The sequence below is a fragment of the Chroococcidiopsis sp. genome, assembly GCF_051657925.1.
Taxonomy (GTDB): domain Bacteria; phylum Cyanobacteriota; class Cyanobacteriia; order Cyanobacteriales; family Chroococcidiopsidaceae; genus Chroococcidiopsis.
The window spans coordinates 1-10,341 of the sequence record NZ_JBOFLP010000065.1; the positions used below are offsets into that span (position 1 = coordinate 1).

Sequence of the window (10,341 nt, forward strand, 5' to 3'; positions counted from 1 at the left end):
CAGTTATCAGTGAAGAGTAGTTAGTGAAATACTCCTGATTGCTAAATGCTGAACGAGAAATTAAAAATTGAATTGTGAAGTACCTTCCTAGAGCAATATCGCTCTAAGCTAAGAAAATCGAGTAAACCACTGAGTAGAGGCATATGAGTACCAATTATCAACAACATCAACGTCGCTTATACCCCACTCGCATCGATCTTCCTACCGACACTCGCTTGCAAGTGGTAGAGCTACTTAATCAAACCCTGGCTGCTACCACCGATTTGAAAACTCAGTTGAAGCAGGCACACTGGAACGTGAAGGGGACAGATTTCTTTCAACTGCACGAATTATTTGATGAGATTGCTACTGAGGTTGAAGGATATATCGACTTGTTCGCCGAAAGGATTACAGCTCTTGGTGGCTATGCAGTAGGAACAACTCGCGCTGCTGCCCAGTTTTCGATTTTGCCAGAGTATCCTTACGACATCAATAGTGGTGAGGATCACGTTGCAGCTTTAGCCGATCGCTTAGCAATCTATGGCAAGCACTTACGGGAAGCGATCGATAAAACTGGGGAAGTCAACGACGCAGACACCAACGATATGTACGTAGAAGTCTCCCGTACTATCGATATGCGGTTGTGGTTCCTAGAAGCACATTTGCAACCAACTGGACGGCTCACAGAACAAGATGGCACTGCTATGAAACAACCAGTTGCCGTTAAATAAGCTGTAGGGGCGGTTTTTTTGGAAGATACCTGTACCAGAGTCAATAATTCTGCAATAATCCCGCCCGTACAGGAGACTTGAGTGGCATAATCGCAGTTATAGCCGATCGCTTACTCATCACTCAACATTGATTCACCATCAGCTCCCGTCAAGTCAAGATTACACCCATTCGTTGCAGCAAATGATGCAGCGGGTGGGTGTTTCCAGTTATAAGGCACTTTCCCAACAAGCAGGAGTATCGGAAAAACAAATCCGCAAGCTGCGACGGGGAGAGATCGAGCAAATGCGGATAGATGTTTTACTCAAGCTCAGTCAAGCGTTAGAAGTCTCATTCTGGGAGCTAATTGCCACTTACTCGGCGATCGCCCCTAATGTCAAAGTAGTACCCAGTGAGAATTCACCACCAATTGCCGAATTAAAAAGAGAATACGAACGCTTGCAAGCAGAACTAGCCAGACAACAGCAAGAACTTAGAAAAGAATTTCAACTAGCCAGTTTACAGGCGATCGAATCGTGGTTGTTGCAATGGCCCACAGCCGCCCACAAAGCTAAGGAAAATCCCGAGCTAGCAGCAGTTAAACTGTTACCATTGGTAAAACCAATCGAGCAGTTATTGCAACAATGGGATGTAGAAGCGATCGCGCCTGTTGGGGCTGAAGTAGAATACGATCCCCAACTACATCAACTATTATCGGGCAGCGCCCAGCCAGGTGAAACAGTCATCGTGCGCTATACCGGCTATTGTCAAGGTGAAAAGCTACTCTATCGAGCCAAGGTCAGCCCCATGTGAGGAGTGAGGAGTGAGGGGACAAGGGAGACAAGGGAGCAGAGGAGCTTCAGGTGCAGAGGAGAGATCGGGAGCAATTCTAGCCACTAGCTACTCACTACACCCCACACCCTACACCCCACACCCTACACCCCACACCCCACACCCTTTCTTCACTGATAACTGACAACTGTTCTTAAGTAGCTCAAAGCCTTGCTAGAAGGACGATTACATAATCTCCCCTATGGCTGATGCTCAGACTGGGGTTAATTTGTTGCACTAGAAGAGGAGTAAGAGAGCAGACAACAAAAAATTATGCGTAAGCTAAACATTGGTTTATCTGAAGAACAACGCACAGGTGTAATCGAATTGTTGAACAAAGATCTAGCGAATTCCTATTTGCTACTGATCAAAACTAAAAAATTCCATTGGGATGTTGTTGGTCCCCAGTTCCGTTCTCTGCATCAGTTGTGGGAAGAACAGTATCAAGCTTTGACAGAAACTATCGATTCTGTCGCTGAACGGGTTCGTGCTTTGGGTGGATTCCCTGTAGGTACAGCAAAAGGCTTTGTAGAGTATGGTTCTATCCAAGAGCAAGCCGATCATGTACCCCTAGCAACGGAAATGGTAGCTCAGTTGGTAGACGATCACGAGCTAATCATTCGTAACCTGCGCGAACATATCGACAAATGTTCTGAAGATTTTCATGACGAAGGTACGGCTGATTTCTTGACTGGTTTGATGGAAGGTCATGAAGAAATGGCTTGGATGCTACGTTCCTTCATCGAAGGAGAAGCACTGCAAGCAGATGGTAAGAAGTCTGACTTAGATAAAGTCCCTGCTATGCGTTAGTTGGATTTAGCCATAGCTTGTAAGTAAATAAAGGCAACAGATATACTCTGTTGCCTTTTTTGTTAGAGCGAATTGAATTCGTAGCGATACAAACAAGGTGGGCGTTGCCCACCCTACAGTTTTTAGATTCGATGGGTGAATAAATCTTTACTCTTGGTCGATCGCTGGGTGCGAAAACTTACGTTAACTCCTTCGTTAGATTGCTCCATTAATAGTAAAGGGGTGGGTTTTGCTTTTTGATCCCAGTGAATGTATACTAATCTTCCTTGAATTGTTGGTTGCCAATTGTCGTGATCTTCGGCTGGACTGAGATAAGTTTCAATACAATCAATAATATCTTTAACTGTGGCAGAAGTCGTTTGAATTGGTAATTTAGCTAGGCGAATCTGGACGCGAAATAAAACGCATTTATTTTTTTGAATTGTTGCTCCAGTTTCATATTCCACTTCAACAATCTCATCAACTTGCTTTCCGCCGCTACTGCCAGCAATTCCTACAACTCCTGCATTGTTATTAGCAGGACGCAAAGCTTGAGAGATTTTATCCTTGATCTTGGCTTTAATTTGACTAATGATGGCAAAATGGAACACCTCCTCCGCCATTCGCATTCTTAGATAGTCAAGATTGAGTTCGCGAGAATTAATTAAATCTGGGTTTTCCTCAATTCTTCGAATGGTTTCCAAAGCCAGCTTCAATTGTTTTTGTGTCTCTTGGACGCGGAATTGCTCCATTCTTACTTTTTTTTCTAGCTGTTGAAATTTTAGCTTGCCAAAAACAGCGAGACCGACTAGTAATATGAAAAGTCCGCCAGAAGCAGATGCCCAAAGAACGGGAAACTCAGCAGGTGGAGGCGATACAGTTTGAGTTTTTATAGATTTTGGCTTAACTGATGCTTGAGCGAAAAGCAGTGGAAGTGACATTTTAGGCGATCGCAAGAACTTGATTCCTATTTCTTAGGATGCCCAAAATTAGTTGTCAGTTATCAGTTATCAGGGAGCAGGGAGCAGGGAGCAGGGAGCAGGGAGCAGGGAACGCACGAGCGCACGAGCAGTTACTTACGACTTACGACTCACTTAGGATAAATGACAACTTTGATAACTTGCCGTTGTTGCATGTCGTGAAATACTTGTTCTAGGTCTTGTAGCGGACGGCGATCGCTAATTAATAACTCGAAGGGAATTTCTCGACTGGCGAGTAGGGCTAAGGCGGCGCGAACGTATTTTGGTGTATTGTGAAATACGCCTTTAAGTGTAAGTTCGCTGTAGTGCAGTTGTTCTGTGTCTACGGTAATTGAGGTATCTCTGGGACAACCCCCGAAAAGATTGACTGTCGCCCCAGGTCTAGCGCAGGCGATCGCAGTTTCCCACACGCTGGGGATTCCGGTAGCTTCTATAACGACATCTGCGCCCCATCCATCTGTCTGTGCTTTAACTACGGCGGGAACATCTGCTAGTTGACGGTAGTTGTAAGTTTGAGCTGCACCGAATTTTCCCCCGATTTGTAATCGGCGCTCGCGTCCGCCAAATAACATTACCTGTACTGATTGCTGGGCTAAGACTGCAACAAACATCAACCCAATCGCCCCATCACCCAACACGACGACGCGATCGCCAACTTTTACGTTCGACCTAGCGACTCCGTGCAGCACGCAAGCCAAAGGTTCTGTCAGCGCTGCTAATTCATCTGTTAAGGTAGGGGGGATTGCTAAAAGATTATGTTCGACAATTCGGGCAGGAATTTTCAGGTATTGCGCAAATGTACCGTTATTCCAAGTTAAGTTGAGACACAGGGAATATTCTTGCCGTTGACAAAAAAAACATTCCATGCATGGAGCGGAATTGTTTGCAACAACGCGATCGCCCACTTGCCAATTTTTGACCTCTGCACCCACCTCGACAATTCGTCCAGCTGCCTCATGTCCGAATAGGGTTGGTGGTTTGAGCATTTTGGCATGTCCGCCCCGTCGCCATACCTTGAGGTCTGTCCCGCAGGTTGTTGCTGCTGTGACTGCTAATATGACCTCTCCCGTTCCTGGGTTAGGTTCGGGGACTTGTTCCAAACGCAAGTCTTCTCGACCATATAGCACCGCAGCTAGCATTTTTTCTTGTTTGTAACTTCTGCGGTTGATTGTAGCAGGTCAATTGCATCTGGCGACTGTAAGTCGCAAGCCAGTTGCTTCAATGGGGGGAACCCTCACAACGCACTGGCTCGACTACACGGACAAAACCCGCCTGCGCGGGTTAAGAGATTAACGTTTACTGTCAGTCCGCGCCGGCGGACTTGGTTTGTATAGCGGCGATTTCTAATCGCCCAGGCTTTTTATGCTTTGACCGAAGGTTGACCGAGCGCGATCGCCTCAGAAATGCTAGTTTCTACAGGAGTTCGTTCGATCCCCAAAATGGGGATTTCTTGCCGACAGTGAGTGCAAAACCAGTAAACTTTCCCATGTCGGATATGTCGCAGTAAAGCATTATCACAACACGGACAAGCTTGAGTTTTCCTATTCATACTTGGTTATCTCCGTATTAAAAAGAAAAATATTTATGAAAGAGCGAGATTCTGAGAGAGAATGCGCCCATTTTGAGCAATGCGGTTAGTGAGTAATTCTTGATAAGCTGCTTCATACCCATCTACCATTTGCGCGATCCCAAAGTGCTGCTCTACATATTCTCGGCAAGTCTGTCGGTTGAGTTCTAAAGCGTGAGGTACGGCAGCAACCATTTCTGCAATGGTGTTACATATAAATCCAGACTTCCCAGGAGCAATGACTTCTGGTACAGAACCTCTATTCAGACCGATGACTGGCGTGCCTGTTGCCATCGACTCTACCATGACTAAGCCAAATGGTTCGTCCCAGGTAATCGGAAATAGAGTTACAGATGCATTGCCAAGTAATTCGATTTTTTGAGCGCGATTGACTTCTCCAATATATTCAATTTGCTTACCATCAATTTGTGGCGCAATTTCTCGTTCAAAAAAGGAGCGATCGCTAGCATCAATTTTGCCTGCAATCTTCAGCGGTAAACCTGTCTGCTTGGCAACTGCGATCGCGTGGTGCGGTCCTTTTTCTGGTGACAGTCGCCCTAGAAAAGCAAGATAAGATGGTTCTTGGGGTTGGGCAAAGAAAGAATACTTTTCGACATCGATCCCGTTATATACAGTTCGCAAATAATTGAGATCTAATTGCCTTTGGGCATTGCTAATACTGATATATGGTTGTTTGTAATGTAGCTGAAAGAGTTTGCTATTTTCTGGCGTAAAGTTACCGTGCAGCGTGTGGATAGTTGGTGTTTTGACTCGGGGAGCAATTGCCAACACTGCCAAGCCTATGTGAGAGTGAATCAGATCGAATTCTGCCGCTCTTTCATAAACTTGACTAATTTCCAACATTTCATAGACTGTATAGTCTTTGATTTCTGGATCTAAACGGATAGCACGAGGACATACTGCTTCTAAGCAAGCCAAAGTTTGAGAGTCGCCAGAAGCAAATAATGTTACCTCATGACCGCGACGTACTAATTCGTCAGTCAATTGACTCACAACTAATTCTGTACCCCCGTAGGTAAGGGGTGGTACTCTCTCCCACAAAGGCGCAACTTGAGCAATTTTCATAGTTAATTGCGATCGCTGAGTAGTAAGATAGAAAAAAGTGGTATGGAATGATGAATTTTCCTGCCAACGCAAGTATTAATACTTAGCATGGTTAATTTTTACATACCATGAAAAACGGAATGCGAACAACCAAACTGGGCTTGTTTTTTTGGTAAAGTTCACTACAAGTCTAGGATTCTAATTTAAGTCTTACTAACGTGTAGAGCCATCTATCCACGGGATCATCTGTATGTCTACCTCACAGCAATTGTGGGTAGAGAGGAAATCGTAAATTCACACCAAATTCGCTCTAAAAATTCCCCGCAATAGTTAAAATAAGCTACCTCTATTTAGAGCAAGACAGTGAGAAAAAAGTTGCGATCGCATCCAATTTTTGTATCTTTGTGCGTTTGTTTGGGATTTGCTACTGAAGCATGGGCAGATCAATGCGCTTACGTTAGTAAAGAACAAGCTTTAGCGGCAGTTTCTAGATTGCAAGTCGGTCAAACTATATATCAGTTATGCGAACCTTGTGGCGATCGCATTCCCAACCAAATCGCGATCCAAGATTTAGCAGCTGCAACGACAGGCAGTCAGGATTACTGGGAGGTGAGAGTCAACGGCGCGAATGTTGACTTGGCATATATTTTTGTAGATAACGAAGCTGCCAATCGAAAAATCAACTTAGCTGTAGCGGTTGGCTGTCCGGCTAGAGATGTGAGTGTTGTCTTACCAGAAAAAAAACCCAGTCGTCCCGCGCCGCAAAGGAGTGATTGGTAAATCAGTGACCAGTGACCAGTGACCAGCTATCAGTGACCAGTGACCAGTGACCAGTTAACCGTCAACTACCAATTACCAACCACCAATTACCATCAACTCATCCCAACTTCTCAAACAAATCTGCTAAAACGACGTTGGAAAATAAAAATCCTTGCGGATCGGTTAACCGTAACCGCCAATCGCCTACGAGGTTCTCGCCGTAAAACATGTTGCCAATAACTTTGTTCCAGCCTTTTGCATAAAAAGGTTGGGCGATCGCCCCTGTCATTGCTATCCAGCCCTGATGCTGATACGGTTGCAAGCAAGTCCAAATTTGTTGTAGTTTGTCATCTCCAAATTGAGATAATGTAGATAAACTGACTCCCTCTTGCAACCTTAAGCCCAACATCAAAATGTCTAGTAAAACTTCCTCCGGTGGAGTTTGAGGACAATCTAACACTCCTCCAGCAGCGATAAAATTTTCTACCCAGTCAGAGTATTCTTTTGTTTTACGGGGACGGGTAAATCTTTGATTGTTGGTGTAGCTAGCTGCACCCATACCAAAACCGTAGTAGGGGCGGTTTTCCCAATAAGTTCGATTGTGACGACATTGATAGTTTGACTGGGCGTAGTTGGAAATTTCGTAGTGTTCGTATCCAGCCTGTGTCAGAGTTTGCTGGGCAAGACAATACATTTGCACTGTCAGTTCGTCTGAAGGCAATGGACTTGCCCCCGATTGATAGTAGCGTCCGAAAACTGTTCCCGGCTCAATGGTTAAGTCGTAAATTGAAATATGATTGGGTGCGATCGCCACTGCTTTTAAGAGCGATTCTTGCCACTGTTCTAGAGTTTGGCGCGGTAATCCAGAAATCAGATCGAGGCTGAAATTTTGCACTTTAGCCTGACGAAATAATTCTACAGCTTGCCAAATGTCATTCAGATCGTGCGATCGCCCGCAAGCTTGCAACAATTCTGGCTGAAATGCTTGTACGCCCAGACTGAAGCGATTTACCCCAGCCGATAAGTATGCTTGGAGTTGGGCGAGGGTAAACGTACCTGGATCGATCTCCATCGAAATTTCTGCTTGAGGAGAGATCCCAAATTGACATTCGAGCCTTGCTAAAATTTGAGCTAGCTGACTGCTCGATAATAATGAAGGCGTACCACCGCCAAAAAAAATTGTTTCTAAAGGTTTTCCTATGGCTGGTGTAGCGGCAATCTCTTGAGACAAAATCTGCACGTATTGAGAAATCATGCCAGATGTCTCACCCCGCAAGCGATCCCCCACAACGGAAATTGGAAAATCGCAATAGTAGCAGCGCCGCCGACAGAATGGGATATGTATGTACGCTGCACTGGGAATACCTAAATGCGCTAATTCTAAAGTTAAGTTTCGTGGAGTCAGATTTAATCTGGTAGTCACGGTAAAAAGTTGCGATCGCAAAACAACAGGAATGAATAAATTCTTTTGATTTTGATAGTATCTTTTTGCTTTACTAGTTGGCTTCGCTAGTAAGAATCATACCAAAAATGGGTAGCTCCATATACTAAATCTCTATAGTTTTTAGGGCAAAAGAACTCGAATCGCAGCTAGAATCTTGTCTTTAGAGATATCTAAAAATTCGTATTTCTGTTACTCAGATTGACCTAAAATATCGGTAAGTTTACCCTTGAGACTGAAAGTAGGAATCGATAACTTGAGATTTGTCAATAATTGTTTAATAAAGTTTATGAAAATTGATTTGGAAATTTGAGCCGCTCTGCTAGGAAAAACATTGCCTTAATTAACTCTTAACTAGATTTCGCTTCCTGCCTCAAGCAGGACAAAATTTGGTTTATGAAGGATAGAATTGAAAGTTTACAAAAGAGAATAGAAATAGGAGACAAGGGAGATAGAAGGATGAATTTGAAAATTATAGTTATAGATTTAAAGCTCGGTAATCTAAAAATAATTATGCCAAAAGAAAGAGAACCACAGATATTGGGAAAGAAACAATAGACTTGAACTACATTTTCGATCCATTCTGTCTCCTGTCTTCCTTGTCTCCTGTCTCCTTCTAAACAAACTATTTTTTAACAATCTTCTTGTTAAGAGTAGTATTAACCGTCGCGATCGGACGGCACCTCATAACCTCAAGGTTATATCATAGAGCCAGTATCGATAAATTGCTGATTCTCATACCAACCCAGACAGGGGAATCCAAGCAATGGAGTATAACCCCAATTCAATTGGACTTAACCAATGCTGGACGCAATCATAATTATTACATTCATCATAGCAGGAGCCGGAATCGGCTTCTACAGCATAGAGCTGTTGCCAGAAACCGTGCAGCGGCAAGTTACCAATCTCGATGCGCTACGATTAGTCATTGCTGTTTTTGCGGCGATGATTGGTGGTGGAGTCGGACTGAGTTTTCAAACGACCTATCGCCGTCTCGAAACCAAAGTTCGAGAGATGCCAGTTGACGTTTTATTGACACGCGCGATTGGCATGGTGCTGGGGCTATTAATCGCCAACTTAATGCTAGCCCCCCTCTTTCTGCTACCGATTCCCCAAGATTTTAGCTTTATTAAGCCCCTAGTAGCGGTTTTGGGTAGTGTCCTTTTCGCTTTTACAGGGATTAACCTGGCTGATACCCACGGACGGACGTTCTTACGGTTGATCAATCCCAATTCAGTTGAGACGATGTTAGTCGCAGAGGGAACGCTAAAACCTGCGGCAACTAAGGTTTTGGATACGAGTTGTATTATCGACGGTCGAATCGAAACGCTGCTAGCTACCGGATTTCTAGAAGGGCAAATTCTCGTTCCGCAGTTCGTCATTCAAGAATTGCAACAACTAGCAGATGGGGCAAAAGACCTCAAACGACTGCGGGGTAGGAGGGGGTTAGAAATCCTCAACCGCATCCAAGCAAGTTATCCAGAACGCATTGCCATCCATTCGACTGACTACGAAGATGTACCTACAGTCGATGCCAAGTTAGTACGGTTCGTGCAGGAGATCAACGGCACTCTTTTGACCAACGACTACAACTTGTCTCAGGTAGCGAGTTTACAGAAAATACCCGTGTTGAATCTCAACGATCTGGTACAATCCCTGCGCCCGAGTTATTTGCCAGGAGACAACATCGACCTGAAGATCCTCAAGGAAGGCAAAGAACCCAGTCAAGGTATAGGCTACCTAGAGGATGGGACGATGGTAGTCGTCGAGGACGGTAGTAGCTATATTGGTGGCGAATTGCGCGTTGTCGTAACGAGTGCTTTACAAACCTCAGCGGGAAGAATGATCTTCGCCAAACCACAAGCATCAGCTTATGCTTAATGGCTACAGGAAGTAAAACGGGACATATGGGGCGCAAGCTTCGGACAAAATTCTGCGATCGGTGTGGGCAACCCGCACCGATTTTGTTTCGGGTACAATACGACGAGTCGGCAACTTGGGTTTTCGTGTGTGAGAGTTGTTGGGCTAGCGTGAGTCAGGATAATCCTTTTTACCGCTACGGTGGCACTTGGAAAGCACGGAAAAATCAGTGAAGAAAGGGAGTAGGGAGCAGGGAGCAGGGAGCAGAGGGGCAGAGGGGCAGAGGGGCAGAGGAGTAGAGGAGCAGAGGAGCAGAGGAGCAGAGGAGAACAATGACAAATGACAAATGACCACTTCATCCC

Annotated in this window: 13 protein-coding genes; 8 read left to right on the plus strand and 5 right to left on the minus strand. The window is 44.8% G+C overall.

Going from position 1 to position 10,341, the window contains the following annotated elements; all coding sequences use genetic code 11:
* The first annotated feature begins 143 nt into the window (after window positions 1–143).
* The 4 genes from dps to ACRC32_RS04980 all read left to right on the plus strand — a co-directional run bounded on the left by dps (window position 144) and on the right by ACRC32_RS04980 (window position 2,328).
* Window positions 144–710 carry a DNA starvation/stationary phase protection protein Dps gene (gene dps / locus ACRC32_RS04965; protein ID WP_438552947.1) on the plus strand — a complete coding sequence of 189 codons (567 nt, stop codon included), beginning with the start codon at window positions 144–146 and terminating at the stop codon, window positions 708–710.
* 181 nt (window positions 711–891) lie between these two features.
* Entirely contained in the window at window positions 892–1,500 is a 609-nt protein-coding gene (locus ACRC32_RS04970; RefSeq protein ID WP_438552959.1) for a helix-turn-helix domain-containing protein, read from the plus strand.
* 10 nt (window positions 1,501–1,510) lie between these two features.
* On the plus strand, window positions 1,511–1,663 hold the full coding sequence (locus ACRC32_RS04975; protein ID WP_438552948.1) for a hypothetical protein: 153 nt from the start codon (window positions 1,511–1,513) through the stop codon (window positions 1,661–1,663).
* Window positions 1,664–1,791: 128 nt separating this feature from the next.
* Window positions 1,792–2,328 (plus strand): Dps family protein, encoded by a 537-nt coding sequence (locus ACRC32_RS04980; RefSeq protein ID WP_438552949.1) that lies wholly within the window; start codon window positions 1,792–1,794, stop codon window positions 2,326–2,328.
* Between the two features lie 122 nt (window positions 2,329–2,450).
* Here the strand turns inward: ACRC32_RS04980 and ACRC32_RS04985 are convergent, their stop codons facing one another.
* From ACRC32_RS04985 to ACRC32_RS05000, 4 genes are all read right to left on the minus strand, one after another.
* The gene (locus ACRC32_RS04985) at window positions 2,451–3,248 is read right to left on the minus strand and encodes a hypothetical protein (protein WP_438552950.1); all 798 of its coding nucleotides are present in this window, start codon (window positions 3,246–3,248) and stop codon (window positions 2,451–2,453) included.
* Window positions 3,249–3,397: 149 nt separating this feature from the next.
* The gene (locus ACRC32_RS04990; RefSeq protein WP_438552951.1) at window positions 3,398–4,426 is read right to left on the minus strand and encodes a zinc-dependent alcohol dehydrogenase; all 1,029 of its coding nucleotides are present in this window, start codon (window positions 4,424–4,426) and stop codon (window positions 3,398–3,400) included.
* A gap of 221 nt (window positions 4,427–4,647) precedes the next feature.
* A complete protein-coding gene (locus ACRC32_RS04995) occupies window positions 4,648–4,836 on the minus strand; it encodes a hypothetical protein (RefSeq protein ID WP_438552952.1) in 189 nt (62 codons plus the stop codon).
* A 33-nt stretch (window positions 4,837–4,869) separates the two neighbouring features.
* Window positions 4,870–5,940: a glycosyltransferase family 4 protein gene (locus tag ACRC32_RS05000; protein WP_438552953.1), complete on the minus strand. Its 1,071-nt coding sequence runs from the start codon at window positions 5,938–5,940 to the stop codon at window positions 4,870–4,872.
* Between the two features lie 342 nt (window positions 5,941–6,282).
* On the opposite strand from ACRC32_RS05000, the gene ACRC32_RS05005 reads away from it, so the two are divergent.
* Window positions 6,283–6,699 (plus strand): hypothetical protein, encoded by a 417-nt coding sequence (locus ACRC32_RS05005; RefSeq protein ID WP_438552954.1) that lies wholly within the window; start codon window positions 6,283–6,285, stop codon window positions 6,697–6,699.
* Between the two features lie 97 nt (window positions 6,700–6,796).
* Here the strand turns inward: ACRC32_RS05005 and hemW are convergent, their stop codons facing one another.
* On the minus strand, window positions 6,797–8,101 hold the full coding sequence (gene hemW / locus ACRC32_RS05010) for a radical SAM family heme chaperone HemW (RefSeq protein WP_438552955.1): 1,305 nt from the start codon (window positions 8,099–8,101) through the stop codon (window positions 6,797–6,799).
* 414 nt (window positions 8,102–8,515) lie between these two features.
* On the opposite strand from hemW, the gene ACRC32_RS05015 reads away from it, so the two are divergent.
* The 3 genes from ACRC32_RS05015 (at window position 8,516) to ACRC32_RS05025 (ending at window position 10,212) form a co-directional block, all read left to right on the plus strand.
* Complete coding sequence (locus ACRC32_RS05015; protein WP_438552956.1) at window positions 8,516–8,677, plus strand: hypothetical protein; 162 nt, start codon at window positions 8,516–8,518, stop codon at window positions 8,675–8,677.
* Window positions 8,678–8,920: 243 nt separating this feature from the next.
* Window positions 8,921–10,000: a PIN/TRAM domain-containing protein gene (locus ACRC32_RS05020; protein WP_438552957.1), complete on the plus strand. Its 1,080-nt coding sequence runs from the start codon at window positions 8,921–8,923 to the stop codon at window positions 9,998–10,000.
* On the plus strand, window positions 10,000–10,212 hold the full coding sequence (locus ACRC32_RS05025) for a hypothetical protein (protein WP_438552958.1): 213 nt from the start codon (window positions 10,000–10,002) through the stop codon (window positions 10,210–10,212). Before ACRC32_RS05020 ends, ACRC32_RS05025 begins: the two co-directional genes overlap by 1 nt.
* The last annotated feature ends 129 nt before the right edge of the window (window positions 10,213–10,341 follow it).

Coding starts and splice junctions, on each gene's coding strand:
- dps (WP_438552947.1), top strand. CDS start 144: ATGAGTACCAATTATCAACAACATCAACGTCGCTTATACCCCACTCGC.
- ACRC32_RS04970 (WP_438552959.1), top strand. CDS start 892: ATGATGCAGCGGGTGGGTGTTTCCAGTTATAAGGCACTTTCCCAACAA.
- ACRC32_RS04980 (WP_438552949.1), top strand. CDS start 1,792: ATGCGTAAGCTAAACATTGGTTTATCTGAAGAACAACGCACAGGTGTA.
- ACRC32_RS04985 (WP_438552950.1), bottom strand. CDS start 3,248: ATGTCACTTCCACTGCTTTTCGCTCAAGCATCAGTTAAGCCAAAATCT.
- ACRC32_RS04990 (WP_438552951.1), bottom strand. CDS start 4,426: ATGCTAGCTGCGGTGCTATATGGTCGAGAAGACTTGCGTTTGGAACAA.
- ACRC32_RS04995 (WP_438552952.1), bottom strand. CDS start 4,836: ATGAATAGGAAAACTCAAGCTTGTCCGTGTTGTGATAATGCTTTACTG.
- ACRC32_RS05000 (WP_438552953.1), bottom strand. CDS start 5,940: ATGAAAATTGCTCAAGTTGCGCCTTTGTGGGAGAGAGTACCACCCCTT.
- ACRC32_RS05015 (WP_438552956.1), top strand. CDS start 8,516: ATGAAGGATAGAATTGAAAGTTTACAAAAGAGAATAGAAATAGGAGAC.
- ACRC32_RS05020 (WP_438552957.1), top strand. CDS start 8,921: ATGCTGGACGCAATCATAATTATTACATTCATCATAGCAGGAGCCGGA.
- ACRC32_RS05025 (WP_438552958.1), top strand. CDS start 10,000: ATGGCTACAGGAAGTAAAACGGGACATATGGGGCGCAAGCTTCGGACA.